At 70.4% G+C, this 25833-nt stretch carries 21 protein-coding genes; 15 read left to right on the top strand and 6 right to left on the bottom strand.

Features of this window, described 5'->3' with window-relative positions:
* Positions 1-26: 26 nt before the first annotated feature.
* The 3 genes from OG254_RS40160 to OG254_RS40150 all read right to left on the bottom strand — a co-directional run bounded on the left by OG254_RS40160 (position 27) and on the right by OG254_RS40150 (position 5636).
* Positions 27-2462 (bottom strand): SpoIIE family protein phosphatase, encoded by a 2436-nt coding sequence (locus OG254_RS40160; RefSeq protein WP_405592193.1) that lies wholly within the window; start codon positions 2460-2462, stop codon positions 27-29.
* A 187-nt stretch (positions 2463-2649) separates the two neighbouring features.
* Positions 2650-5046, bottom strand: a complete 2397-nt coding sequence (locus tag OG254_RS40155; RefSeq protein WP_405592191.1) for an MFS transporter — start codon at positions 5044-5046, stop codon at positions 2650-2652.
* Positions 5047-5192: 146 nt separating this feature from the next.
* Positions 5193-5636: an SRPBCC family protein gene (locus OG254_RS40150; RefSeq protein WP_351193924.1), complete on the bottom strand. Its 444-nt coding sequence runs from the start codon at positions 5634-5636 to the stop codon at positions 5193-5195.
* 192 nt (positions 5637-5828) lie between these two features.
* Between OG254_RS40150 and OG254_RS40145 the strand changes: the two genes are divergently transcribed.
* The 4 genes from OG254_RS40145 (at position 5829) to OG254_RS40130 (ending at position 9595) form a co-directional block, all read left to right on the top strand.
* On the top strand, positions 5829-6866 hold the full coding sequence (locus tag OG254_RS40145; RefSeq protein WP_405592189.1) for an Rv2578c family radical SAM protein: 1038 nt from the start codon (positions 5829-5831) through the stop codon (positions 6864-6866).
* 150 nt (positions 6867-7016) lie between these two features.
* Positions 7017-8567 carry an alpha/beta hydrolase gene (locus OG254_RS40140; protein WP_405592187.1) on the top strand — a complete coding sequence of 517 codons (1551 nt, stop codon included), beginning with the start codon at positions 7017-7019 and terminating at the stop codon, positions 8565-8567.
* A gap of 52 nt (positions 8568-8619) precedes the next feature.
* Complete coding sequence (locus OG254_RS40135; RefSeq protein ID WP_405592185.1) at positions 8620-9018, top strand: RidA family protein; 399 nt, start codon at positions 8620-8622, stop codon at positions 9016-9018.
* Positions 9019-9058: 40 nt separating this feature from the next.
* Positions 9059-9595: a GNAT family N-acetyltransferase gene (locus OG254_RS40130; protein WP_405592183.1), complete on the top strand. Its 537-nt coding sequence runs from the start codon at positions 9059-9061 to the stop codon at positions 9593-9595.
* Between the two features lie 19 nt (positions 9596-9614).
* Here the strand turns inward: OG254_RS40130 and OG254_RS40125 are convergent, their stop codons facing one another.
* Positions 9615-10190, bottom strand: coding sequence for an adenylosuccinate lyase (locus OG254_RS40125; protein WP_405592181.1), 576 nt, complete (start codon positions 10188-10190; stop codon positions 9615-9617).
* A gap of 402 nt (positions 10191-10592) precedes the next feature.
* Between OG254_RS40125 and OG254_RS40120 the strand changes: the two genes are divergently transcribed.
* From OG254_RS40120 to OG254_RS40110, 3 genes are all read left to right on the top strand, one after another.
* Entirely contained in the window at positions 10593-12398 is a 1806-nt protein-coding gene (locus tag OG254_RS40120) for a 3-hydroxyacyl-CoA dehydrogenase family protein (RefSeq protein WP_405592179.1), read from the top strand.
* A gap of 187 nt (positions 12399-12585) precedes the next feature.
* On the top strand, positions 12586-13398 hold the full coding sequence (locus OG254_RS40115) for a TetR family transcriptional regulator (protein WP_187284470.1): 813 nt from the start codon (positions 12586-12588) through the stop codon (positions 13396-13398).
* Between the two features lie 142 nt (positions 13399-13540).
* The gene (locus OG254_RS40110) at positions 13541-13759 is read left to right on the top strand and encodes a hypothetical protein (protein ID WP_405592177.1); all 219 of its coding nucleotides are present in this window, start codon (positions 13541-13543) and stop codon (positions 13757-13759) included.
* Positions 13760-13772: 13 nt separating this feature from the next.
* On the opposite strand, the gene OG254_RS40105 is transcribed toward OG254_RS40110, so the two are convergent.
* Both OG254_RS40105 and OG254_RS40100 read right to left on the bottom strand, forming a co-directional pair.
* On the bottom strand, positions 13773-15044 hold the full coding sequence (locus tag OG254_RS40105) for an NAD(P)/FAD-dependent oxidoreductase (protein ID WP_405592175.1): 1272 nt from the start codon (positions 15042-15044) through the stop codon (positions 13773-13775).
* A complete protein-coding gene (locus OG254_RS40100; protein WP_405592173.1) occupies positions 15041-16393 on the bottom strand; it encodes an MFS transporter in 1353 nt (450 codons plus the stop codon). Before OG254_RS40100 ends, OG254_RS40105 begins: the two co-directional genes overlap by 4 nt.
* Before the next feature lie 95 nt (positions 16394-16488).
* Between OG254_RS40100 and OG254_RS40095 the strand changes: the two genes are divergently transcribed.
* The 8 genes from OG254_RS40095 (at position 16489) to pssA (ending at position 25762) form a co-directional block, all read left to right on the top strand.
* A complete protein-coding gene (locus tag OG254_RS40095) occupies positions 16489-17616 on the top strand; it encodes a CdaR family transcriptional regulator (RefSeq protein ID WP_405592171.1) in 1128 nt (375 codons plus the stop codon).
* 380 nt (positions 17617-17996) lie between these two features.
* A complete protein-coding gene (gene ccrA / locus OG254_RS40090) occupies positions 17997-19340 on the top strand; it encodes a crotonyl-CoA carboxylase/reductase (protein ID WP_405592169.1) in 1344 nt (447 codons plus the stop codon).
* Positions 19341-19357: 17 nt separating this feature from the next.
* On the top strand, positions 19358-21406 hold the full coding sequence (locus OG254_RS40085) for a protein meaA (RefSeq protein ID WP_405592167.1): 2049 nt from the start codon (positions 19358-19360) through the stop codon (positions 21404-21406).
* Positions 21403-22365 carry an HpcH/HpaI aldolase/citrate lyase family protein gene (locus OG254_RS40080; protein WP_383407398.1) on the top strand — a complete coding sequence of 321 codons (963 nt, stop codon included), beginning with the start codon at positions 21403-21405 and terminating at the stop codon, positions 22363-22365. The genes OG254_RS40085 and OG254_RS40080 overlap by 4 nt, the downstream gene beginning before the upstream one ends.
* Before the next feature lie 5 nt (positions 22366-22370).
* Positions 22371-22883: a MaoC family dehydratase gene (locus OG254_RS40075; protein WP_030948303.1), complete on the top strand. Its 513-nt coding sequence runs from the start codon at positions 22371-22373 to the stop codon at positions 22881-22883.
* Positions 22884-22885: 2 nt separating this feature from the next.
* Positions 22886-24091, top strand: a complete 1206-nt coding sequence (locus OG254_RS40070) for an acyl-CoA dehydrogenase family protein (RefSeq protein ID WP_405592164.1) — start codon at positions 22886-22888, stop codon at positions 24089-24091.
* Between the two features lie 170 nt (positions 24092-24261).
* On the top strand, positions 24262-24921 hold the full coding sequence (locus OG254_RS40065; RefSeq protein ID WP_003996602.1) for a phosphatidylserine decarboxylase: 660 nt from the start codon (positions 24262-24264) through the stop codon (positions 24919-24921).
* Between the two features lie 22 nt (positions 24922-24943).
* Entirely contained in the window at positions 24944-25762 is an 819-nt protein-coding gene (pssA, locus tag OG254_RS40060) for a CDP-diacylglycerol--serine O-phosphatidyltransferase (protein ID WP_030948294.1), read from the top strand.
* Positions 25763-25833 lie beyond the last annotated feature (71 nt).

Raw genomic sequence — 25833 nt, 5'->3', positions numbered from 1 at the left:
GTCGTACGCCCGCCCGGCGCGGGCGGTCAGCGGCGCGGGATCGTGAGTTCGAACCAGACGGTCTTGCCGGCGTTCGTCCGGCTCGCGCCCCACTCGCGCGCGAGGGTGCTCACCACCCGAAGCCCCCGCCCGTGGTCGTCGGCGGAGCCGGCGTGGAGCAGGGTCGGCAGCTCGTGATCGTCGTCGTCCACCTCGCACAGCAGCGTGTCGCCGCGCACGAGACGCAGTTCGACGGGGCGGCCGTGGGAGTGCCGTACGGCATTGGTGACCAGCTCGCTGACGAGCTGCTCGGCGGTGGACGCGAGGCGGGACAGGCCCCAGTCGTGCAGCTGCTCGCGGACGACGGCGCGGGCCCGGCCGACCTCCACCGGGTCCAGGGCGATGCGCCATGCGGCGACGTCCTCGGCACCGATGCCGTTCAGGCGGGCCAGCAGCAGGGCCACGTCGTCCTTGCGGCCGCCGCGGGTGTTGAGGGCGCGGATGATGGTGTCGCAGGCGTCGTCCATGGACGCGGCCGGGTGGGCGGCGGACTCGCACAGGGTCGCGAGCCCGACACCGATGTCTTCGCCCCGCACCTCGACCAGGCCGTCGGTGCACATCACCAACCGGTCGCCGGGCTCCACGCGCACGCGTACCGCTTCGAAGGGCACCCCGCCGACGCCGATCGGGGCACCCGTGGGCAGGTCGAGCAGCTCACTGCGCCCGTCGTCGGCGCGGACCAGGACGGGCGGGATGTGACCGGCGTTGGCGATGTGCAGTTCGCCCGCGATGGGGTCGTAGACGGCGTACAGGCAGGTCGCGAGGTAGGTGTCGCCGAGGCGCTGGGCGAGGTCGTCGAGATTGCGCAGGAGCTGGGCGGGCGGCAGGTCCAGGGCGGCCATGGTCTGCACGGCCGTACGCAACTGGCCCATCATGGCGGCGGAGTTGAGGCCGTGGCCCATGACGTCGCCGACGACGAGGGCGGTGCGGGCGCCGGGCAGTTTGACGGAGTCGAACCAGTCGCCGCCGACGCGGCCGAGCAGCGTGCCGGGGAGGTAGCGGGTGGCGATGTCGCAGCCCGCCATGCTCGGCGGGATGTGCGGCAGCATGCTGTCCTGGAGGGTCTCGGCGACGCTCTCCTGGTAGGTGTACATGCGCGCGTTGTCGAGCACGAGGCCCGCGCGGGCGGCGAGTTCGGCGCCGGTGACGCGGTCCATGTCGTTGAACTCGACGCGCTCGGGGTGGCGCAGCAGGATCATGAAGCCCAGCACGACGGTGCGCGCCTTCAGCGGCACGACCAGCATGGAACGGCCGGTGATGAGCGGCCGGATGTCCCGCTTCTCGAACTGCGAGGCGATGGCGTGGCCCATCTCCTCGCTGATCCGCGGCACGAGCACGGGTTCACCGCTGGTCATGCACTGGAAGAACGGGGTGTGCGCCGGAAAGGGCATGGCCTCGCCGACCGGCACGACGTCGTCCCAGCGGCCCGGTTCGTCGGTGTGCTCGACGGCGACCCGGTGCCACATGGTGGTCGTGTCCGGCGCGCCGTCGGGGAATCCCTCGCCGGCGACGACCTGTTCGCGCAGATAGGTGCCGGCGACGTCGGTGAAGCGGGGCACGACGGCTCTGCTGACCTCGATGATGGTCCGTGACAGATCGAGGGAGGTGCCGATGCAGCCGCTGACCTCGTTCAGGAACTCCAGGCGTTCACGGACGGCGACGTATTCGAGGTCCTCGCCCTCGTCGGAGTACTCCTGTGGGAGGGGTAAGCCGTGGGCGGCGGCCCGGGCGGCGCGCTCGCGGCGGGCCCTGCGCTCGACACGCCGGGGCACGCCCCAGTCGGGGGTGACGGGCACGCGGTCGTTCTGGCTGAACTCCAGCACGGGGTAGCCCAGTTCGAGGATCTGCCCGACGATGCGGGCGCTCTCCTCGACGCTCATGCTGGGGAGGATCTCGGGGAGCTTGTGCGCGAGTTCCTCGGCGCCGGGGAAGTCGGTGTGCAGGGCGAAGGCGGGCGCGACGCGCTCGAAGCCGGGGTCGTCGTCCGGGTCGTCCTGCCGGAGCCGGCCGACGTCGGCGCCGAGCACGAGCAGCCGCTCCGGTCCGGGGCCCACCAGCGGGTAGGCCCACCACAGCACGTCGACACGGTCCCTCTCGGGCACGGTGAGGCGGGCGCGGCCCGCGGCCGGGTAGTACAGGCGCCCGTCGAGGGAGGTTTCGAGATCGTGGCCGAGACCGTCGTACGCCCCGTAGGCGCCGTACGGGGAAGGGTCGTCGTCATCCGGCAGGGCGCCGGAGACCGGCAGCAGATCGACGGCGGGGCGGCCGAGTGCCTCCTCCTTGGCGGCGCCGAACAGACGGCGTGCGCCGGAGCTCCAGTGGGAGACCAGGCCTTCGCGGTCCACCACGACCACGGCCAGTGGGATGCGTCCGGACGCGGCGTGTTCCGTCACCGCGCCGTCCCTCTCGGTGCCACGGTCCATGGCCCAGGCCCTCTCTCCCCAAGGCTCCGCAAGATCTGCGCGCCCCCACCACCGTACGGCTCCGGCGCTCGACGGTGTGCCGCAATACGGGAATTGGTGCGCCGGGATCACCACGGGGACACGGGGTGGCGAGGTGTCCGCCCGTGCCGCGTCCGCGCAGGACAGGCCGGGTGCGGGGGCTCATGACTCAGTCCTCGTGTCCGAGCTGAAGATCACGTTCCGTTCGGCCTCCTCCGGCCACCTGGAGCACGGTGGCGACCGGCGGGTAACCCGCGGCGATGACGGTGTACTCGCCCGTGGCCAGGTCGACGAACCGGAACGTGCCGTCGGGGCCCGTGGTGAGGGTGTCCACGACATTGCCGGCCGCGTCCAGGAGCGTCACGCGCGCGTCCTCGACGGGCCTTCCGCCGCCCGCCCGCACGGTGCCGCTCAGCAGGGCGCCGCCGGCGAGTTCGATGTCCTGGCGGGTCTCGCGGGCCGCCTTGACGGTGACGGGGACGGCGGCCGGGCGGAAGGCGGGAGCGCTCGCGGCGAGGGTGTACTCGCCGGCGACCAGCTCGGTGATGACGTAGCCGCCCTCGCGCCCGGAGCGGGTGGTGGCGACGACCTCGCCCTGGACGTTGGTGAGGGTGACGGTGGCGTCCACGGTGGTGCCGTCCGGGGTGATCACGGTCCCGGCGAGACGTCCGGCGCCGCCCAGGACGATGTCCACTTCGACGGGGCGCTCGCCGACGGTCACGGTGACGGCCTGCGGCTGGTGGCCGCCGGCCGCGGCGATCATGACGTAGGCCCCGGCGCCCGGCGCCACCAGCGCGTACCGCCCGTCCTGACCGCTCGCGCCGCGTCCGACCTGCTGCCCGGCGACATCGATGAGCGTGAGCGCCGCGTGCGGTACGACGGTCCCGTCGGGGTGCTGCACGCCGCCGCACACGGGGATCGACGCGGCGTACGCCGAACGGGCCTGTGGGATCGGGGAGTTCGCCGGGGCGGGTGCCGCCTCGGGGGCGGGGGCGTCGTGGGACGCTGCGCTGTTCACGAGGGGGATCTCCTTGAGGAAACAGGCGATGAGCAGACCGAGCACGAGCACCGGCACGAGGTAGAGGAAGATCCTCGGCATGGCGTCGGCGTAGGCCTGGATGTAGGCGTCGCGCAGCGCCGGGGGCAGGGCGTGGACGAGCTGCGGGGTGATGGACTCCGGGTCGGGAAGGCCGGCGCCCGCGTGTGCGGGGAGTCGTTCGGCCAGGGCGTCGGCGAGCCGGTCGGCGAACAGGGTGCCGAAGATCGCCGCGCCGACACTGCCGCCGATCTGCCGGAAGTAGTTGTTGGCGCTGGTGGCGGTGCCGAGGTCGGCCGGGCGCACGGAGTTCTGCACGGCGAGGATGAGGACGGGCATCACCATGCCGATGCCGGCGCCGAGCACGGCCATCCAGATGCTGTAGTGCAGCCGGGGTGTGTCGATCTCCAGGCGGGACAGCAGCCACATGCCGAGGACCGACAGGGCGCTGCCGAGCACGGGGTAGATCCGGTAGTGCCCGGTGTGGCTGATGAGTTGGCCGCAGACGATCGAGGCGCCGACGATGCCGCCCATCATCGGCAGCATCAGCAGGCCCGACTCGGTGGCGGTCGCGCCGTCGACCATCTGCAGGAAGGTCGGCAGATAGCTGGCGGTGCCGAACAGGGCGACGCCGATCACGAGGCCCACCAGGCCGGTGATGTTGAAGACGGAGTCCCTGAACAGCCGCAGCGGGATGAGGGGTTCGGCGGCGAAGTGCTCGGCGACGAGGAAGAGGACGGTGGCGACGGCGGCGCCCGCGCCGAGGCCGAGGATGACGCGTGAGTTCCAGGCGTACTCGGTGCCGCCCCAGCTGGTCAGCAGGACCAGGCAGGTGGAGGCGGCGGCGAGCAACAGGGCGCCGAGGATGTCGAGCCGTGCCTTGGCCTCGGGCTTCGGCAGCTTGAGCACGACGGCGACGACGGCGAGGGTGAGCAGGCCGAAGGGGACGTTGATGTAGAAGCACCAGCGCCAGGTGAGGTGGTCGGTGAAGTAGCCGCCCAGCAGGGGCCCGGCGACGGAGGCGAGGCCGAACGCGGCGCCGATCAGGCCCATGAAGCGGCCTCGGTCGCGGGGCGGCACGATGTCCGCGATGATCGCCTGGACGCCGATCATGAGCCCGCCCGCGCCGACGCCCTGCACGGCGCGGTAGGCGATCAGCTGGTCCATGGTCTCGGCCCGGCCGGCGAGCGCGGAGCCGACGATGAAGACGACGATCGCGAACTGGAAGACGCCCTTGCGGCCGAGGAGGTCGCCGAGCTTGCCGTAGACCGGCAGGCCGATGGTCGCGGTGAGCAGGTAGGCGGTGATCGCCCAGGACATCCTGTCCAGGCCGTGCAGCTCGCCGACGATCTTCGGCAGCGCAGTGGCGACGATCATCTGCTCCAGCGCGGCCAGCAGCAGCGCGAGCATCAGCCCGATGAAGACCAACCGCACCCGGCGCGGGCTCAGTTGGGGCTCGACGCCTCGGGGCGGGGCCTGTGGAGGAGGTGCGGTGACGATTTCGTCCTGCACCAAGGTCGTGCCGCCCACGTACCGCTCCCCTCGCCGTACCTGCTCACATTTCCCGCATTAGGCGACAACTACGAGCAAGCACGGCGAGTTACGGCACTGCCCCGGACACGGCGGAGATCCACTCGATCCGGTGAGGAGGCCAAGGGCCCCCAGGCACCCGGGACTTAACCCTCGACCTCGGTGGCGAGCCTGGCGAGCTGCGCGTCGTAGATCCGGCCGAGGCCCTTGGGCGCGAAAGTCTTCTCGAAGAAGCCGCCGATGCCGCCGGCGCCCTGCCAGGTGGTGGTGACGACGACCCGGGACTTGCCCTCGCCGGCCGGGGTGACCCGCCAGGTGGTGACCATGGAGGAGTTGCGGTCCTTCTCGACGAGCTCGCCGTCGGTGGGCTCGCTGACCTCCAGGAGGCAGTCGCGCACGCGCTTGCTGGTGGCCTGGAGCTTCCAGTGGACGAGGGTGCCCTCGCCGTCGCCGCCCTCGCGCACCTCGTACTCGCTGAAGTGCTCCGTCAGCAGATTCTGCCGGGTGCCGGTGTAGTCGGCGAGGGCGTCGAACACCTTCTCCGCGTCCGCCGCGACGACCCGCTCAGTAGTGGCCTCGACCTGCGCCATTGACTTCCTCCAGGACCAGAATTCTCGGGGGTTGGAGCAAGCCAACCACCCCGCTCCCGGACCGCCCAAATCGGGGTCCCGAACCCGTCCCCGAAGCGGTCGCACAGTGATCGAAAACGAAGCCCGGGTATAGGTCGCACGATCAAGGGAACATGTGTTCTATTCTGTGGGCAGTGCTACCGAGGAGGCCTCATGCGCTGGGAGAACCTCACCCTGGAGTCCGACCACAGCCGTGCCGACTCCGCGCTGTTCGGCGCGGACGCGGTGGTCACCCGTACCTTCGACACGCCCGAATTCGCCGGGATCACGTTCCATGAGATCCGGGCCCGCTCGATCCTCAACCGGGTGCCGGGCGCCTCGCGCATGCCCTTCGAGTGGACGGTCAACCCCTATCGGGGCTGCTCGCACGCGTGCGTGTACTGCTTCGCCCGCAAGACCCACAGCTATCTGGACCTGGACACGGGCCTCGGCTTCGACTCCCAGATCGTGGTCAAGGTGAACGCGCCCGAGCTGCTGCGCCGCCAGCTCGGCTCGCGCCGCTGGCAGGGCGATCACATAGCGATGGGCACCAACGTCGACTGCTACCAGCGCGCGGAGGGCCGCTACCGCCTGATGCCGGGGATCCTCGCCGCCCTGCGCGACCACGCCAACCCCTACTCGATCCTCACCAAGGGCACCCTGATCCTGCGCGACCTGGAGCTGCTGAAGCAGTCCGCGCAGGTGACGGACGTCGGCGTCTGCGTCTCGGTCGGCTTCACCGACCCCGAGCTGTGGCGCACCGTGGAGCCGGGCACACCCGCCCCGGAGCGGCGCCTGGACGTCGTACGGACCCTGACCGAGCACGGGCTCGGATGCGGGGTGCTGATGGCGCCGGTGATTCCGTTCCTGAGCGACCACCCGGCCCAACTGCGGGCCACCGTGCGGGCGATCGCCGCCTCCGGGGCCACCTCCGTCACGCCCCTGGTGCTGCATCTGCGGCCCGGGGCGCGCGAGTGGTTCATGGCCTGGCTGGCCCGGGAGCACCCGTATCTGGTGCGCCGCTACGAGCGGCTGTACGCGGACGGCGCCTACGCGCCGAAGTGGTACCAGCGCCGGATCACCCGTCAGGTGCACGACCTGGCGCAGGAGTACGGCATCGGGCCCGCCCGGCCGGGGATGCCCCGGCGGATCCACGAGCCCGAGCCGGCCGAGCCCGCGATCACCGAGCCGACCCAACTCTCGCTCATCTGAGAGCAGCTCATCCGAGAGCATTGGAGGGCATCCCTCGACCCAATCGGGTCAAGTCTCGCCAGAACGAGTTCTTTCGGGCGCCCTCGCCGGGACGATGCGGCCAGGACCGTGACACCCGCGGTCCGCGACCCTCCGCCCCGGGAGGACCCCATGGGAAAACGCGCAGCCGTGCTGTGCGGCGCCGCCGTCCTCCTGGCCGCGGCCGTGACGGCCGTCCCCGCCCAGGCGCACGCCACGCCGCTGACCTGGAAGAAGTGCGGCACCGAGAAATACCCGACGCTCCAGTGCGCGTCCCTCGAGGTACCGCTCGATCACGCCGCTCCGCACGGGCGGCGGATCACCCTCGCGCTGTCCCGCGTCCCGCACACGGCGAAGACGTACCAGGGCCCCCTGCTCGTCAACCCCGGCGGCCCCGGAGGCAGCGGGCTCGCCCTCGCCGCCTTCGTCGCCTCCGCCCTGCCCAACGCGGTCGCGGCCCAGTACGACGTCATCGGCTTCGACCCGCGCGGGGTCGGCAGGAGCAGGCCCGCCCTCGACTGCAAGCCGGGCCACTTCGCCCCGGTACGCGCCGACACCGTGCCGAGCACCCCGCGAACAGAGCGTGCCAACCTCCGGCGCGCCCAGTCCTTCGCGCGGGCCTGCGCCAAGAAGTACGGCGACGTGCTGCCGTACATCGACACCGTCAGCGCCGTGCGGGACATGGACCGGATCCGTACGGCACTGGGCGCGAAGCAGATCAATTACTTCGGCTACTCGTACGGCACCTACCTCGGCGCGGTCTACGCCAAGCTCTTCCCGGAGCGGGTGCGCCGGGCGGCCCTGGACTCGGTCGTCGACCCGACCGGTGTCTGGTACGACGACAACCTCGCGCAGGACGTCGCCTTCGACGACCGCCACCGCGCCTTCCTGGCCTGGGTCGCCAAGCACCACGCGAGGTACCGGCTCGGCACCGACCCGGCGCGGGTCGAGGCCAAGTGGTACGCCATGCGGGCGGCGCTGGCCAAGAAGCCGGCCGGTGACAAGGTGGGCGCCACCGAGCTGGAGGACACCTTCCTCCCGGGCGGCTACTACAACGGCTACTGGCCCTACCTCGCCAAGGCGTTCGCGGCGTATGTGAACGACAGGAACGCCGACCCGCTGGTCGATGCGTACAAGAAATTCGGCGCGTCCGGCGCCTCCACCGACAACAGCTACAGCGTCTACGCCGCGGTGCAGTGCCGGGACGCGTCCTGGCCGCGTGACTGGCAGCGGTGGCGGGCCGACAACCGGGCCGTCCACGCGAAGGCGCCGTTCATGACCTGGAACAACGCCTGGTACAACGCGCCGTGCGCGTTCTGGCCCACGAGCTCGCTGCGCGCGGTGGACATCGCCAACAAGAAGCTGCCGCCGATGCTGCTGTTCCAGGCGACCGGCGACGCCGCCACCCCGTACCAGGGCGCCGTCACGGTCCACGAGCGGCTGGCCCGTTCCAGCCTCGTGGTCGAGCGGGGCGGCGGCAACCACGGCATCACGCTGGGCGGGAACACCTGCCTGGACAAGCACCTCGCGGCCTATCTGACCGACGGCACGGTGCCGCGCGGCAAGGGCACGGTCGACGCGGTGTGCAAGGCGCGGCCCGACCCGAAGCCGCTGCGCGCCAAGGCCGCGGCGTCGGCATCGCGCGGCGCCGAACTGCACGGGCTGCTCGGGTTCCGGCACTGAGCGACGGAGGTCCGCCCGGGGCGTTGTCAGACCCGTGGTCCAGGATGGACGCATGAGTGAGCTGACCAGGATTCCCGCCCCGGACGGGGTCGCCCCCGCCGCGCAGTACTCGCATGTCGTGCTCGGTACGGGCCGTTTCGTCGCCGTCTCCGGCCAGCTCGCCCTGGACGAGGACGGCCGGATCGTCGGCGAGGGCGACCCGGCGGCACAGGCCCGCCAGGTCTTCGAGAACCTGCGGCGCTGCCTCGCCGCGGCCGGGGCGGGTTTCGACGACGTCGTCAAACTCACCTACTTCGTCACGGACATGGCCCATATGCCCGCCATCCGTGCGGCCCGCGCCGAGCACATACCCGACGACCGGTTGCCGGCCGCTTCGGCGGTGCAGGTCGCCGGACTGGTACGTCCGGAGTTCCTGATGGAGGTGGAGGCGTTCGCGGTGCTCCCGGGTTGATGGAGCGCCTCCGCGGGCGGGCGGCATCTAGGGTCCCCTCATGGACGACGACGGCATACGGATCCGCCCCATGGCCCCGGCCGACTGCGACCGCGTCGCCGCGATCCGGATCGGCGGCTGGCGCAGCGCCTACCGGGGCCTGATACCGCAGTCGTACCTGGACGCCCTGGACGTGACACAGGACGCCGAACGCCGCCGCGGATACTTCGCGCAGGCCGACGGCACTGTGGTCGACCTGGTCGCCGAGCGGCACGGGGAGATCGCGGGCTGGGCCTGCCACGGGCCGTATCGCGACGGCGAAGTGCGCACCGAGGACGCCGAGTTGTACGCCATCTATGTCGACCCGGGTCGGTACGGCACGGGCGTGGGCCGCGCCCTGCTCCAGGAGTCGGTGCGGCTGTGCACGGCCGCCGGACACACGCGGATGCTCCTGTGGGTGCTGAAGGACAACACCCGGGCCCGCCGCTTCTACGAGCGGGCGGGCTTCCGGGCGGACGGCGCCGAGGAGCCCTTCGAGGCGGACGGGGTGGCGGTGCCGGAGGTGCGGTATGCGCGGGAGCTGGCGGCGCCCCGTTGAGCGACGCACCGTGGGTGGCTCAGCGCTGATGCGGGATCCGTGCCAGCGCGCGTACCGCCGCCTCCGCCAGGGTCGGGTGGGCCAGGGCCTCGTTCAGCACCTGTCTGGCCCGGGTGTCGCCCAGCGCGCCGAGGCCCTCCACGCAGGCGAGGGCCACGCGGCGGTAGGGGTCGTGCGGGCGCAGGCGTCGTTCCAGGGTGGTGATCAGGGCGGGCACGGCCTCGGGGGCGCGCAGTTCGACCAGGAGCCGGACGGGATGCAGGGCGTAGGCGACGCGGAGTTCGTTGGTGGCGAGGGCGGCGGCGGCGCGGGCCGTGCGCGGGTCGCCGAGGCGGGCGAGGGCGTGGGCGGCGCAGACACAGCGCTCCGGGTCGCGGTGGTTCAGCAACAGGACGAGCGACTCGAAGGCCCGCGGGTCCCGGGCGAGGCCCAGCCGGAACGCGGCCAACTCCCGTGCCCACAACGGCTGTCCGGGCGCGGTGAGCACGCCGGCCAGTTCGTCGAGGTCCTCGGTCGCCACCAGGCGGTCGTACGCGGCCGACGCTCCGGACTCCTGCCGTAAGCGCTCCGTGAGTGATCGCAACTCTTCGTCCATGAAGCCGAGCGTATGCAAGCGGCCCGCCGCGCGGGACCTACATCACAAACACGGGGGCTGGCGCGCTCGTTACCCACCGGTTAAGCTCATACGAGCGAGTCACCCACTCGCATTTCTGCTTGCAGCGGCCTGGTGACGCAGCCGCCGCGAGTGCTGGTCGGTTCGGTACTACGTGTACCTCAGTACGACTCGGTCCCGGGACAGGGCCGGTCGGATCCGCCGTTCCCCTGGGCGTGTGCGCGCCCTCGGCGACGGCACCGGGCGTGTGCGCCAGTAGCCCGGCAAAACACCCGCACTCACTCCATTCCGCACCCGGTGCGCTCACGGTTCGGCCTCAGTTGGCCGGGCTCCGGCGCACCCGGGCGCGCTCCCAGTCGTCACCCTCATTCCTGGAGTCCCGCGATGGCCACTCCCCTGTCCGACACCCCTCAGTCCCCGCTCAAGACCGTTGCCGTCGTCGGCCTCGGCACCATGGGCACCGGCATCGCCGAGGTCCTGGCCAAGGCCGGTCGCGAGGTCATCGGCATCGACATCAGCGAGGCCGCGACCGCCAAGGCCGTCGCCGCCCTGGAGTCCTCGACCGCCCGTGCCGTCGCACGCGGCAAGCTCACCGAGGACGAGCGCGCGGACGCCCTCGCCCGCGTCCGCACCTTCACCGACCTGCGGGCCGCGGCCGACGCGGACCTGGTCATCGAGGTGGCTCCGGAGTCGTACGAGGTCAAGCAGCAGATCTTCCGTGAGCTGGACGGGATCGTGCGCCCCGAGACGATCCTCGCGACCGGCACCAACGCCCTGTCGGTGACCCGCCTTGCCGCCGACTCGTCCCGCCCCGAGCGGGTGCTCGGTCTGCACTTCTTCAACCCGGCGCCGGCGATGCGGCTGGTCGAGGTCGTCTCCTCGGTGCTGACCGCGCCCACGGCCGTCTCCGCGGTCACCAACCTCGCCCTGGACCTCGGCAAGGAGCCCGTCGCGGTCGGCGACCGGCCCGGTTTCGTCGCCGACGGGCTGCTGTTCGGCTACCTCAACCAGGCGGCCGCGATGTACGAGGCGAAGTACGCCTCCCGTGAGGACATCGACGCCGCGATGCGGCTGGGCTGCGGACTGCCCATGGGCCCGCTGGCGCTGCTCGACCTGATCGGCATCGACACCGCGCGCCGGGTCCTGGAGGCCATGTACGCCGAGTCCCGCGATCGGCTGCACGCCCCCGCGCCGATCCTCAAGCAGCTCAGCGAGGCGGGCCTGACGGGCCGTAAGTCGGGCCGCGGCTTCTACACGTACGAGGGTCCCGGCAGCGACGCCGTCGTGCGGGACGCGCTGACGCCGCTGGCGGGCGCCGACACGGCTCCCGGCCGGACGGTCCGCTCCGTCGGTGTCGCGGGCTCCGGCACCATGGCGTCCGGCATCGCGGAGGTCTTCGCCAAGGCCGGGTACGAGGTCGTGCTGGCGGCCCGCAGCGAGGAGAAGGCGCAGGTCGCGAAGGCCCGTATCGGCAAGTCGCTCGCCCGCTCCGTCGACAAGGGCCGGATGACCGCCGAGGCCGCCGCGCAGACCCTGGACCGGATCGCCGCGGCGGGTACCTACGACGCGTTCGCCGACGTGGATCTGGCCGTCGAGGCCGTCGCCGAGGACCTGGAGATCAAGCAGCAGCTGTTCGCGACGCTGGACAAGGTCTGCAAGCCGGGCGCGGTGCTGGCCACCACCACCTCCTCGCTGCCCGTCGTCGCCTGTGCCCGCGCCACCTCGCGTCCGCAGGACGTGATCGGCATGCACTTCTTCAACCCGGCGCCGGCGATGAAGCTGGTCGAGGTCGTCCGCACGGTGCTGACCGGTGACGACGTCCACGCGACGGTCCGCGAGGTCTGCGGCAGGATCAAGAAGCATGCCGTGGACTGCGGTGACCGGGCCGGATTCATCGTGAACGCGCTGCTGTTCCCGTACCTGAACAACGCGATCAAGATGGTGCAGGAGCACTACGCGACGCTGGACGACATCGACGCGGCGATGAAGCTGGGCGGCGGCTACCCGATGGGCCCGTTCGAGCTCCTGGACGTCGTCGGGCTGGACGTGTCCCTCGCGATCGAGAAGGTCCTGCACCGCGAGTTCCGCGACCCGGGCCTGGCTCCGGCGCCGCTCCTGGAGCACCTGGTGGCCGCGGGCTGCCTCGGCCGCAAGACGGGCCGCGGCTTCCGCGAATATGCCCGGCCCTAAGGGGCGTCCCGGCGACTGGTTCACAGACGGTCAGGAGTGGGGCGGGCTGCTGGACCCCGGCGGCCCTCCTCCGGCCGTCCGGCGCGGCCCGACCGCACCCGCCGACCCCGGCACTCCCCCGCCCTCCGCAGGCGGGGGAAACCCTGTACATGCGCATCAAGCTGCGCACATGCAGTACGTTCGGGTCATGTCCCAGCCCGCCAAGTCCTCACGTACACCAGCCACGCCCGACGCGCCGGAAAGTGCCGCAGGCAGTCGCGCGGCCGCCCAGCGGCTCAAGATGCGCCGCGAGCTGGCGGCCGCGGCGATGGAGCTGTTCGCGACCAAGGGGTACGAGGCGACCACCGTCGACGAGATCGCGGCCGCGGCCGGGGTCGCGCGCCGTACGTTCTTCCGCCACTTCCGTTCCAAGGAAGAGGCGATCTTCCCGGACCACGACGACACGCTGATCCGCGCCGAGGCGGTCCTCAACGCCGCCCCCGCCCACGAGCACCCGCTCGACACGGTGTGCCGTGGCATCAAGGAGGTCATGCGGATGTACGCGGCGCGGCCGGAGATCTCGGTCGCCCGCTACAAGCTCACGCGCGAGGTGCCCACCCTGCGCGAGGCGGAGATCGCGTCGGTGGCCCGCTACGAGCGCCTGTTCACCCGCTATCTCCTCGGCCACTTCGACGAGCACGCCCACGACGACGACGCCAACGACGACCCGCTGCTGGCGGAGGTCGCGGCGTCGGCCGTGGTCACGGCGCACAACCACGTCCTGCGGCGCTGGCTGCGCGCGGGCGGGCAGGGCGATGTGGAGACGCAGCTCGACCATGCCTTCGCGATCGTGCGCAGGACGTTCGGGTCGGGGATCGGTGCGGGCCGTGAGACCGCGCCGCGTACGGCGCCGGCGTCCGTGGCCGCGCAGGGCGAGGTGCTGGTGACGGTGGCCAGGACGGACGCGCCGCTGGACGAGGTGATGCGGACGATCGAGCAGGCGCTGAAGGAGCGGGCCTGAACCTCGCCCCGGGAAACGTCGCCTGGGAAACGCCGCCCGGGAATCGTCGCCGTGGGACTTTCCGCGGGAACCTTCGCGTTGAGTGATCCGTCTTTCATTTCGAAGCTGGATCTTCAACAGTGCGCGACGGAAGCGAGTTGCCATGCAGGCGAACGACCCGACCAAGCTCGAAGCCACGCTGGCCGACGGGCGGCGCATGACCCTCTCCCTCCCGGCGACGGACGCCGCGTGGGCCGCCGACGGCATAAAGGGCCTGCGCGCCGTCCCGCCCACCCACACGGGCCGCGGCGAGGAGCCTCCGGCGCTCCCCGAGCAGCCCCCGCTGCAGCTGGAAGTGGCGGTGCTGGGGCTGGGGCTCTAGCGGCCCAGGGACCTTACGGTCGGGGGGCCCGGCCCCGATGCCGTACCGACCGACCCGGGGCGAACCTCGCCGCCAGCCCCGGGTCCGCGGCCCCCGTGAGCAGCCCCGCCACCAGCCGTCCCGTCGCCGGGGCCAGCATCAGGCCCAGCATGTTGTGGCCGGTGGCGAGCAGGACGCGGGGGCGGCCCGGCACCGGGCCGATCAGGGGCAGTCCGTCGGGGGTCATCGGGCGCGGGCCCATCCACTCCTGTTCCCGGCGCTCCCAGCCGGCCCCGGGCAGATAGGGCCGCGCGGCCGCCACGAGCGCTTCCACTCGGCCCTGCCGGAACCGGTCGGGGTCCCGGTCGAACTCCATCGTCCCGGCGACCCGCACCCCCTTGCCCATCGGCGCCAGCACCGCCTTCGCCGAGCCCAGGTGGACCAGGCGTTTCGGCGGCGACTCGGCCGGCACCGAGAAGCTGTAGCCCTTCCCGGCGGCCACCTCGACGCGTACGCCGAGCGAGGCGCACACCTCCCGGGACCAGACGCCCGCGGCGACCACGACGGCGTCCGCCTGGTAGGTCCCCGCGGTCGTACGGACCTCGACTCGATCGGCGCCCTCCCGCACCGCCGTCACCCGGGCGCCCTCCACCAGCTCGGCCCCGTCGCGCCGCAGCCGCTCGGCCAGCGTGTCCACGAACTGCCCGGGATCCACGGCCCATTGACGCTCCACCAGGAACCCGGCCCGTGCGGCGGGCCCGAGCGCGGGTTCCGCCTCCGCCAGCGCCGCGCCCCGCAGCACCCCCTCGGGCGCGAGCGGCGCGCCGAGCCGGCGGAAGCCCTCCAGCCCGTGCGCCGCGTCCTCGTACGAGGGGTACGCGAACAGGAAGCCGTCCTTCCCGGCCCCGCCGTCCACGCCGAGCGCCTCCAGCTCCTCGAACATCCCGAAGGTGTCGTCGGCCAGGGCGGCGAGGGCGGCGGCCCCGGCGCCGTGATGGCGTGCCGTGCTGCGCAGCCCGAGACCGGTGAGGAAGCGCAGCAGCGGCAGGCTCGGCACCGGGTTGATCCACAGTGGGCTGTCGGGGCGGAACACGCCGGTCAGCGCCTTGGCCGCCACGCCCGGTGCGCCGAGCGGTTCGACGAGGTCGGGGCAGATCTCGCCCGCGTTGCCGCGCGACGCCCCGCTGCCGAGCCGGTCCCGTTCCAGGACGGTGACCGTGAGGCCCGCCCGGCCGAGGTAGTGCGCGCAGGCCAGGCCCACGACACCACCGCCGACGACGAGAACCGAGGAGGGCGACGAACTCACGAAAGCTCCTTCACAGTGGGCAGATCGGCCGGCGGCACCTTCCCGTCACCACTCGCCTCGGCGAGGCTCTTCCCGCTGGTCTCCGGGGCGAGCCGGTACGACACCAGCCAGCCGAGCCCGCAGATCAGCGCTCCGAGGAACATGGCGAGGCGGGTGCTGTGGCCGAGGACGACCGGGGCGCCCCAGGTGCCGATGGCGGCGCCGATGCGGCTGGCGCCGGTGGCGAAGCCGTTGGCGGTGGCGCGTACGCCCGTCGGGAACAGCTCGGACGGGTAGATCGCCTGGAGGCACTGGCTGGAGAAGGACGCGAGGCCGAACACCGCGAACAGCGTGATGACGGCCGCCGGCCCCGGATCGGCGAGCACCGACAGCACCAGCAGCGGCACGGCGGACAGGGCGAAGCTCCACAACAGCAGTGGTCTGCGGCCCTTGTTGATGAAGAGGATCCCGGAGAGGGAGCCCAGGATGTAGAAGATCTGCAGCGCCACCGAGCCGAGGTAGGCGCTGTCGCCGTGTTCGAGTCCCAGCGAGGTCAGGATCGTCGGCTCGTACGTCGTGATGGCGTAGATCGGCAGCAACTGGCAGGCCCAGAAGGTGCCGACGAAGATCGTGCGGCGCAGATAGACGCCCTGGAAGATGTCGGCGTAGCGGGTGCGGGTCGTGGTCTCGGCCTCCAGATCGCCCAAGTCGGCGTCGGGACCGAGCATTTGGCGTACGACCTGGCGGGCCTCCTCGGCCCGGCCCTGGCTCATCAGCCAGCGTGGCGACTCGGGCGTGCCGAACCTGAGCAGCAGGATCAGCGCGGCCGGGATCGCGCTGCTCGCCAGCATCCAGCGCCAGTCGTCGAGGCCGGAGCGCAGCATCAGCCAGCCGACCACGTACGCCGTCGCCGCGCCCACCGACCACATGGTGACCATGACGACCAGCAGCGGACCGCGCGACTTGCGGGGCGCGAACTCGGAGGCGATGGTGCCGGCGATCGCGAAGTCGGCCCCGATGGCGATGCCCATCGCGAACCGCAGCAGGGTCAGCGTCCAGGCGTCCGGCGAGAAGTACTGCGCGACCGATAGCGCGATGAAGGCGGCGATGTCGAAGAGGTAGACCTTCTGCCGGCCGACGCGGTCGGTGACGTACCCGAAGACGAGCCCGCCGACGAACATGCCGATCAGCGTGGCCGAGCCGACGAGGCCGGACATGGTGGAGCCGAGGTCGAAGTCGCTGGTGATGAGCGGGAGGGCGACGCCGATGATGCTGAGGATGTAGCCGTCGCAGAACTCGCCGCCACCCGCGTACAGGGTGATGAGCCAATGTGTTCTGGTGGGCCGGGACTTCTCCAGTGATGGGGACATGCCCGAAGAAGGTAAGGACCCCGGCGTCAGGCGTCATCGTACGAAGTGCACGAGGACCCTCCCGAGTTCACGGTCGGCGCCTGTACCTTCCGTACATGGCAGCCGGTGACGTCCTCACGCCCGAACTGGCCCAGGAGATCGCCTGCGACATCGGGCGGATCACCGGCTTCAACGTGCTGATCACCGATCGCGAGGCGGTCGTCATCGGCTGCGGCGACACCGGCCGTCTGGGCACGGTCCACGAGGCGTCGTACGAGGTGCTGCGCACCCGGCGGGCCGCCACGCACACCACGGAGCAGGCCCGACGGATGCGCGGGGTGCTGTCGGGCATGAGCCTGCCGATCACCGTCGGCGCCGAGGCGGTGGGCACCGTCTGCCTGACCGGCGACCCGGACGAGGTGCGCCGCTTCGGGCTCGTCGTCCGGCGGCAGACCGAGATCCTGCTGGAGGAAGCGGCGCTGCTGCGCTCCCGGCTGCTGCACGAGCGGGCGGTCGACGACTGCGTACGGGACGTCGCGCTGTACGACCCGGAGGTCGTCGACGCCGAGACGGTGGAGGCGCGGATGGCCGAGCTGGGGGCCGATCCGCGGATCCCGCGCACGGCGGTGGTGCTGGACGTCCGGGCGGCCGGGGTGTCACGGCTGTCGCTGCTGCGGACCGTGCGGGAGGTCTTCGGCGGCGGCCAGGACGTGGCGGGCGAACTGGCCGCCGGGCGATACGCGGTGCTGCGGGCCGGCGCCGAGGGACTCACCGAGCGGTGCGCGGCGCTCGTCGAGCGTCTCGGTGAGCGGCACGCCGCCGAGGCGCGGGCCGGGATCGGCGAGCCGGGCCGAGGCGTCGCCGGGATGCACGACTCGTACCGGGACGCGGCGCTGGCACTGCGTGCCGGTCCCCGGCTGGAGCCGGACGGCCGTGTCTTCGCCGTGGCCGACCTGCGCGTGCCGCAGCTCGTGGCCTCGGTCGTCCGGCAGGAACGGGCCCGGTACGCGGCCGCGGTCCTCGCGGGACTGCGGGAACGGGAGGACTGGCCCGTGCTGCGGGAGACGCTGATCGCCTGGGCGGAGGGCGGCTTCCAGCTCGTGCGGACGGCGGAGCGGCTCGCCGTGCACCGGAACACGCTGCTCTACCGGCTGACGAAGATCGAGGAGCTGAGCGGGCGCGGGGTGCGCGAGCCCCGTACCGCGATGGCCATGTACCTGGCGTGTCTGGCCGATGCCCTGTAGGCGACCGATCGGTGACCGATAGCGCCCGATTAGCACCTACTCACGGGTAGCTTTGATCGATCATCGCTCATTTGTTACGTAAAGATTTCATCTGAGAGCAAGTTCTGGCACCCAGTGCCTTGCCGGATGACACGCGGTGCCATACGTTGAAGGAGTCCGGGCGGCCGGCGTGCAGAGACCATTCGTACGCCGGCTGTCCCCGCAAGTCCCTCCCGGGGCCTGCGCGCCCGGCGCCTGCGTCACAGGCAACCTCCCGCGCCACAAAGCGCTGCCGAACAGCACAACCGCCGAACCGACGGCAATCACCAAAAAACCCTCAGCAGCACCGACGTAACCCTCAGCACCCCTCCCTCAGGGTGCGCATCGCCGGAGGCAACACCGTGACCGTCAAGGACATTCTGGACGCGATCCAGTCGCCGGACTCCACGTCCGCCGACTTCGCCGCTCTGCCGCTCCCCGAGTCGTACCGCGCGATCACCGTGCACAAGGACGAGACGGAGATGTTCGCGGGTCTGGAGACGCGCGACAAGGACCCGCGCAAGTCGATCCACCTCGACGACGTGGCGCTGCCCGAGCTCGGCCCGGGCGAGGCCCTGGTGGCCGTCATGGCCTCCTCGGTCAACTACAACTCCGTGTGGACCTCGATCTTCGAGCCGCTGTCGACGTTCGGCTTCCTGGAGCGCTACGGCCGGCTCAGCGAGCTCACCAAGCGCCACGACCTGCCGTACCACATCATCGGCTCCGACCTCGCGGGCGTCGTCCTGCGCACCGGCCCGGGCGTCAACTCCTGGAAGCCCGGTGACGAGGTCGTCGCGCACTGCCTGTCCGTCGAGCTGGAGTCCTCCGACGGCCACAACGACACGATGCTCGACCCCGAGCAGCGCATCTGGGGCTTCGAGACCAACTTCGGCGGCCTCGCCGAGATCGCCCTGGTCAAGTCCAACCAGCTGATGCCGAAGCCCGGCCACCTGAGCTGGGAGGAGGCCGCCGCTCCGGGTCTGGTCAACTCCACCGCCTACCGCCAGCTGGTGTCCCGCAACGGCGCCGGCATGAAGCAGGGCGACAACGTCCTGATCTGGGGCGCGAGCGGTGGACTCGGGTCGTACGCCACGCAGTTCGCGCTGGCCGGTGGCGCCAACCCGATCTGTGTCGTGTCCAGTCCTCAGAAGGCGGACATCTGCCGGGCGATGGGCGCCGAGGCGATCATCGACCGCAACGCCGAGGGCTACCAGTTCTGGAAGGACGAGCACAACCAGGACCCCAAGGAGTGGAAGCGCTTCGGCAAGCGCATCCGCGAGCTCACCGGCGGCGAGGACGTCGACATCGTCTTCGAGCACCCCGGCCGCGAGACCTTCGGCGCCTCCGTCTACGTCACGCGCAAGGGCGGCACGATCGTCACCTGTGCCTCCACCTCGGGCTACAACCACGAGTACGACAACCGCTACCTGTGGATGTCGCTGAAGCGGATCATCGGTTCGCACTTCGCCAACTACCGCGAGGCCTGGGAGGCCAACCGGCTCATCGCGAAGGGCAAGATCCACCCCACCCTGTCGAGGGTCTACTCCCTGGAGGAGACCGGCCAGGCCGCGTTCGACGTGCACCGCAACCTCCACCAGGGCAAGGTCGGCGTCCTGTGCCTCGCCCCCGAGGAAGGTCTCGGCGTGCGCGACGAGGAGATGCGCGCCAAGCACATCGACGCCATCAACCGCTTCCGCAACATCTGAGACACCCGAGGTCATAGATGACTGAGCGTCAGAACGCCGACGGGGCAAGGGAGAAGGACCGGCCGTGGCTCATGCGCACGTATGCCGGTCACTCCACGGCCGAGGCGTCCAACGAGCTGTACCGGCGCAACCTCGCCAAGGGCCAGACCGGCCTGTCGGTCGCGTTCGACCTGCCGACGCAGACCGGCTACGACTCCGACCACATCCTCGCCCGCGGCGAGGTCGGCCGGGTCGGCGTGCCGATCGCGCATCTCGGTGACATGCGCCGGCTGTTCCAGGACATCCCCCTGGAGCAGATGAACACCTCGATGACGATCAACGCCACCGCCATGTGGCTGCTGGCGCTCTATCAGGTCGTCGCCGAGGAGCAGGGCGCGGACATCACCAAGCTCCAGGGCACGACCCAGAACGACATCGTCAAGGAGTACCTGTCGCGGGGGACCCATGTCTTCCCGCCGGGGCCCTCACTCCGGCTGACGACGGACATGATCGCGTACACGGTCTCCCACATCCCGAAGTGGAACCCGATCAACATCTGCAGCTACCACCTGCAGGAGGCGGGCGCCACGCCGGTCCAGGAGATCGCGTACGCGATGTCCACCGCGATCGCGGTTCTCGATGCCGTACGCGACTCCGGGCAGGTCCCCGCCGAGAAGTTCGGGGACGTCGTGGCCCGTATCTCCTTCTTCGTGAACGCGGGCGTCCGCTTCATCGAGGAGATGTGCAAGATGCGGGCGTTCGGGCGGATCTGGGACAAGGTCACGCGCGAGCGGTACGGCATCGAGAACCCCAAGCAGCGCCGCTTCCGGTACGGCGTCCAGGTCAACTCCCTCGGTCTGACCGAGGCGCAGCCGGAGAACAACGTCCAGCGGATCGTCCTTGAGATGCTGGCCGTGACGCTGTCGAAGGACGCACGCGCGCGTGCCGTGCAGCTGCCCGCCTGGAACGAGGCCCTGGGCCTGCCCCGGCCGTGGGACCAGCAGTGGTCGCTGCGCATCCAGCAGGTGCTCGCCCATGAGAGCGATCTGCTGGAGTACGAGGACATCTTCGAGGGCTCGCACGTCATCGAGACGAAGGTCGCGAAGCTCGTCGAGGAGTCGCTCGCCGAGATCGACCGGATCCAGGAGATGGGCGGTGCGATGGCCGCCGTCGAGTCGGGCTACCTCAAGTCGCAGCTCGTCTCCTCGCACGCGGAGCGCCGCGGTCGTATCGAGTCCGGTCAAGAGAAGATCATCGGCGTCAACATCTTCGAGACGACCGAGCCGAACCCGCTGACCGCCGACCTCGACACGGCGATCCAGACGGTCGACCCGGCCGTCGAGGCCCGTGTCATCGCCTCGCTCCAGAACTGGCGGGACACCCGCTACCAGCCGCCCTTCAACCACCCGCGCCCGTGCAAGGCGCTGGAGCGGCTGAAGGAGGCCGCGAAGGGCACCGGCAACCTCATGGAGGCCACCTTGGAGTGCGCCCGCGCCGGAGTCACGACCGGCGAGTGGTCCGGGGCGCTGCGCGAGGTGTTCGGCGAGTTCCGGGCGCCGACGGGTGTCTCGTCGGCGCCGGTGGCGGTGCCGGCGGAGGAGGGCTCGGCGATGGCCGACGTCCGCCGCAAGGTCGACCTCACCGCGAAGGACCTCGGCGTCGGCAAGCTGCGCTTCCTGGTGGGCAAGCCGGGCCTGGACGGGCACTCCAACGGCGCCGAGCAGATCGCCGTGCGGGCGCGTGACGCCGGCTTCGAGGTGGTCTACCAGGGCATCCGGCTGACGCCGGAACAGATCGTGGACGCGTCCCTCGCCGAGGACGTGCACGCGGTCGGCCTGTCGATCCTGTCCGGTTCGCACGCCCAGCTGGTGCCGGACGTGCTGGAGCGGCTCCGTGTGGCCGGTGCCACAGATATACCCGTGATCGCCGGTGGCATCATCCCCAATGGTGACGCCGAGCAGCTCAGGGCCGCCGGTGTCGCCGCCGTCTTCACCCCGAAGGACTTCGACATCACCGGAATCATCGGCCGCATCGTCGACGAGATCCGGAAAGCGAACAAGCTCGACCCCCTGGAGGTCCCCGCATGACGACCGTCAACCGCCTTCGCCCGCGGCGCTCCTGCCTGGCTGTACCGGGCTCGAACCCGCGCTTCCTCGAAAAGGCGCAGGGTCTCCCGGCTGACCAGGTCTTCCTCGACCTTGAGGACGCGTGCGCCCCGCTCGCCAAGCCCGAGGCGCGGCACACCATCGTCAAGTTCCTCAACGAGGGCGACTGGACGGGCAAGACGAGGGTCGTGCGCGTCAACGACTGGACGACCGAGTGGACGTACCGCGACGTCGTCACGGTCGTCGAGGGCGCCGGCCAGAACCTCGACTGCATCATGCTGCCGAAGGTGCAGACGGCCCAGCAGGTCGTGGCCCTGGACCTCCTCCTCACCCAGATCGAGAAGACGATGGGCTTCGAGGTCGGCAAGATCGGCATCGAGGCGCAGATCGAGAACGCCCAGGGCCTGAACAACGTCAACGAGATCGCGACGGCGTCCCAGCGCGTCGAGACGATCATCTTCGGCCCGGCCGACTTCATGGCGTCGATCAACATGAAGTCGCTGGTCGTGGGAGAGCAGCCGCCCGGCTACCCGGCGGACGCCTACCACTACATCCTGATGAAGATCCTGATGGCCGCCCGCGCCAACAACCTCCAGGCGATCGACGGCCCCTACCTCCAGATCCGCAACGTCGACGGCTACCGCGAGGTCGCCCAGCGCGCCGCCGCGCTCGGCTTCGACGGCAAGTGGGTGCTGCACCCGGGCCAGGTCGAGGCGTCCAACGAGATCTTCTCGCCCTCGCAGGAGGACTACGACCACGCCGAGCTGATCCTGGACGCATACGACTACTACACGTCCGAGGCGGGCGGCATGAAGGGCTCCGCGATGATCGGCGACGAGATGATCGACGAGGCCAGCCGCAAGATGGCCCTGGTCATCTCCGGCAAGGGACGCGCCGCCGGTATGCAGCGCACGTCGAAGTTCGAGATCCCGGAGGCCTGAGCGCGATGCAGTTCGGACGCACCTACGAGGAGTTCGAGGTCGGGGCGACGTACAAGCACTGGCCGGGCAAGACGGTCACGGAGTACGACGACCACCTGTTCTGTCTCCTCACCATGAACCACCACCCGCTCCACATGGACACGAACTATGCGGAGAAGACGACGGACTTCGGCAAGAACGTCGTGGTCGGGAACTACATCTACTCGCTGCTGCTCGGCATGAGCGTGCCGGACATCTCCGGCAAGGCGATCGCCAACCTGGAGATCGAGTCGCTCAAGCACGTGGCACCAACGTTCCACGGCGACACGATCTACGGCCAGACGACCGTGCTGGACAAGTGGCCGTCGAAGTCGAAGAACGACCGCGGGATCGTCTACGTCGAGACCAAGGGCTACAAGCAGGACGGCACGCTGGTCTGCGTGTTCCGCCGCAAGGTGATGGTGCCGACCGAGACGTACATCAAGGAGCGCGGCGGCGAGCAGCCGGGCCGCCCCGAGCTCAAGGAGCAGGAGAAGTAGCCATGGCGCGACTCGCCCAGACCGCCGGTCTGACCGACATCCAGCAGGAGATCCTCTCCACCGTCCGCGACTTCGTGGACAAGGAGATCATCCCGGTCGCGACCGAGCTGGAACACCGCGACGAGTACCCGCAGCAGATCGTCGACGGCCTCAAGGAACTGGGCCTGTTCGGCCTGATGATCCCCGAGGAGTACGGCGGCCTGGGCGAGTCCCTCCTGACGTACGCCCTGTGCGTCGAGGAGATCGCGCGCGGCTGGATGTCGGTGTCCGGCATCATCAACACCCACTTCATCGTGGCGTACATGCTCAAGCAGCACGGCACGCAGGAGCAGAAGGACCACTTCCTGCCGCGCATGGCGGCCGGCGACATCCGCGGCGCCTTCTCGATGTCGGAGCCGGGCCTGGGTTCCGATGTGTCGGCCATCACGTCGAAGGCGGTGAAGGACGGCGAGGAGTACGTCCTGAACGGCCAGAAGATGTGGCTGACGAACGGCGGAACGTCAAACCTGGTCGCCGTGCTCGTCCGAAGTGACGAAGGACACCCCGAGGGCACCGCGCCCCACAAGTCGATGACGACCTTCCTCGTCGAGAAGGAGCCCGGCTTCGGAGAGGTCCGCCCCGGCCTCACCATCCCGGGCAAGATCGACAAGATGGGTTACAAGGGCGTCGACACGACCGAGCTCATCATGGACGGCCTGCGGATTCCGGCCAATCGGGTGCTCGGCGGCGTCACCGGGCGCGGCTTCTACCAGATGATGGACGGCGTCGAGGTCGGCCGCGTCAATGTGGCGGCGCGTGGCTGTGGCGTCGCTCAGCGTGCGTTCGAGCTCGGTGTCCGGTACGCCCAGCAGCGACACACCTTCGGCAAGCCGATCGCCCAGCACCAGGCCATCCAGTTCAAGCTGGCCGAGATGGCTACCAAGGTCGAGGCCGCGCATGCCATGATGGTGAACGCGGCACGCAAAAAGGACTCCGGGGAACGAAACGACCTTGAGGCTGGGATGGCGAAGTACCTCGCCTCCGAGTACTGCAAGGAGGTCGTGGAGGATGCATTCCGGATCCACGGCGGCTACGGCTTCTCCAAGGAGTACGAGATCGAGCGCCTCTACCGCGAGGCTCCGATGCTGCTGATCGGTGAAGGTACTGCCGAGATCCAAAAAATGATCATCGGTCGCAGGCTGCTCGAGGAGTATCGCTTCCAGGGCTGATTGTCCGGATACGGGGTGTTTTCTTGGAGAAGAAGATCACACCCCGTCATCACTCTTCGGCCGCCGACTCGGCTTCCTGGCTTGCCCAGTTGTGGCCACCGACCGGTACGATCCCGGGAAAGCCGCCGTCCCCTGATACCGCGCGGCATCATCCGCTACGAAGGTCATCCATGCCCCACAGCCAAACCTCTGCACCACGCGACAGCCAGGTCGGCGGCGTACGCCTCGCGCGCGGAGCATCGCCGTGGCTTCTCCCGACCGTCGCCACCGCAGCCGTCAGCCTGCTGCGCGCACGCCGCTCCGGCGTCGCCAAGGCCGTCGCCGTGCCCGCCACCGCTCTCGCGGCGGGCATGCTGTGGTTCTTCCGCGACCCCGAGCGCGAGATCGCCCAGGGCCGGGTCATTTCGCCCGCCGACGGTGTGGTGCAGAGCATCATGCCGTGGAAGGACGGCCGCACCCGCGTCGCGATCTTCATGAGCCCGCTGAACGTCCACGTCAACCGTGCGCCGCTCTCCGGCACGGTCACCTCCGTGGAGCACATCCCGGGCGGGTTCGTTCCGGCGTTCAACAAGGAGAGCGAGAACAACGAGCGCGTAGTCTGGCATTTCGACACCGAACTCGGTGACATCGAGATGATCCAGATCGCCGGCGCGGTGGCCCGCCGTATCGTCCCCTACATTCCGCAGGGCACGAAGGTCGAGCAGGGCGACCGTATCGGTCTGATCCGCTTCGGCTCGCGTGTCGACATCTACCTGCCCGAGGGCGTGGAGGTCGCGGTCGAGGTCGGGCAGAAGACCGTGGCTGGGGTGACTCGCATTGACCGTGATTGATCCTGAGACTCAGCCGGGCTGGGTGCCCGAGGCGGACGAGGTGGACGAAGAGGAGGAGATGCCTCTTTCTCTCCGCCTGTCGATAGCGGACACCCTCACTCTCGGTAACGCCACGTGCGGGTTCATGGCGGTGTACTTCACCACCACCGGGATCCTCATCCCGCACCTCACCGGTGACCAGGAGACCGGCATGGCCCGCCACAGCGCGGCCACGGCGGTCATCCTGATGCTGTGCGCGGCGGTCTTCGACCTGTTCGACGGCCTCGTCGCGCGCAAGCTGCGTTCCTCCCCGATGGGCGCGGAGCTGGACAACCTGTCCGACCTGATCAGCTTCGGTCTGGCGCCGGCGTACTTCGTCCTCGTCTACGGCATGGTCGCCGACGACGCCCACCAGCGGGTGGCTGCGGTCGGCGCGATCGTGGTGCTGCTGGCGGTGGTGCTGAGACTCGCGCGCTTCTCGTGCGTGACGCCGCCGAACGGCATGTTCCAGGGCATGCCCTCCCCATTCGGCGCGCTGACCGTGGTCTCGATCGTCCTGCTGGAGCTGCCCTTCGTGGCGACGCTGCTGGCGATCCTCGGTACGGCGTGGCTCATGGTCAGCCGGGTCGAGTACCCGAAGCCGCGGGGGCGCCTCGCGGTGGCGATGCTCGCCTGGATCGTGGTCAGCATGGGACTGCTCGCCGCCTGGGCCTTCGACGCCCCGAGCGGCCAGCTCCTCCTCCAGACGGGCTGCGCGCTCCAGCTGGTGATGGGCGCGGTGATCCCGCTGTTCGCCACGGCTCGCCGGGTGAACAACTTCCGCGACAACCGACGTGAGGCACGGGCTGCGCAGCTGCCGTAACGCTCAGGTGAGTGGGCCCCGGACCGGGTTGGTTCGGGGCCCTTCGCTTTGTCGCCCCCGCCGCCCCTACC

Origin of the sequence: Streptomyces sp. NBC_01092 (assembly GCF_045039535.1) — a bacterium.
Classification (GTDB): domain Bacteria; phylum Actinomycetota; class Actinomycetes; order Streptomycetales; family Streptomycetaceae; genus Streptomyces.
This window is presented reverse-complemented; position numbering and strand designations above follow the sequence as displayed.

Coding starts and splice junctions, on each gene's coding strand:
- OG254_RS40150 (WP_351193924.1), bottom strand. CDS start 5,636: ATGGCGCAGGTCGAGGCCACTACTGAGCGGGTCGTCGCGGCGGACGCG.
- OG254_RS40160 (WP_405592193.1), bottom strand. CDS start 2,462: ATGGACCGTGGCACCGAGAGGGACGGCGCGGTGACGGAACACGCCGCG.
- OG254_RS40130 (WP_405592183.1), top strand. CDS start 9,059: ATGGACGACGACGGCATACGGATCCGCCCCATGGCCCCGGCCGACTGC.
- OG254_RS40095 (WP_405592171.1), top strand. CDS start 16,489: ATGGCAGCCGGTGACGTCCTCACGCCCGAACTGGCCCAGGAGATCGCC.
- OG254_RS40070 (WP_405592164.1), top strand. CDS start 22,886: ATGGCGCGACTCGCCCAGACCGCCGGTCTGACCGACATCCAGCAGGAG.
- OG254_RS40115 (WP_187284470.1), top strand. CDS start 12,586: ATGTCCCAGCCCGCCAAGTCCTCACGTACACCAGCCACGCCCGACGCG.
- OG254_RS40135 (WP_405592185.1), top strand. CDS start 8,620: ATGAGTGAGCTGACCAGGATTCCCGCCCCGGACGGGGTCGCCCCCGCC.
- OG254_RS40085 (WP_405592167.1), top strand. CDS start 19,358: ATGACTGAGCGTCAGAACGCCGACGGGGCAAGGGAGAAGGACCGGCCG.
- OG254_RS40110 (WP_405592177.1), top strand. CDS start 13,541: ATGCAGGCGAACGACCCGACCAAGCTCGAAGCCACGCTGGCCGACGGG.
- OG254_RS40145 (WP_405592189.1), top strand. CDS start 5,829: ATGCGCTGGGAGAACCTCACCCTGGAGTCCGACCACAGCCGTGCCGAC.
- OG254_RS40080 (WP_383407398.1), top strand. CDS start 21,403: ATGACGACCGTCAACCGCCTTCGCCCGCGGCGCTCCTGCCTGGCTGTA.
- OG254_RS40125 (WP_405592181.1), bottom strand. CDS start 10,190: ATGGACGAAGAGTTGCGATCACTCACGGAGCGCTTACGGCAGGAGTCC.
- OG254_RS40120 (WP_405592179.1), top strand. CDS start 10,593: ATGGCCACTCCCCTGTCCGACACCCCTCAGTCCCCGCTCAAGACCGTT.
- OG254_RS40075 (WP_030948303.1), top strand. CDS start 22,371: ATGCAGTTCGGACGCACCTACGAGGAGTTCGAGGTCGGGGCGACGTAC.
- OG254_RS40065 (WP_003996602.1), top strand. CDS start 24,262: ATGCCCCACAGCCAAACCTCTGCACCACGCGACAGCCAGGTCGGCGGC.
- OG254_RS40100 (WP_405592173.1), bottom strand. CDS start 16,393: ATGTCCCCATCACTGGAGAAGTCCCGGCCCACCAGAACACATTGGCTC.
- OG254_RS40140 (WP_405592187.1), top strand. CDS start 7,017: ATGGGAAAACGCGCAGCCGTGCTGTGCGGCGCCGCCGTCCTCCTGGCC.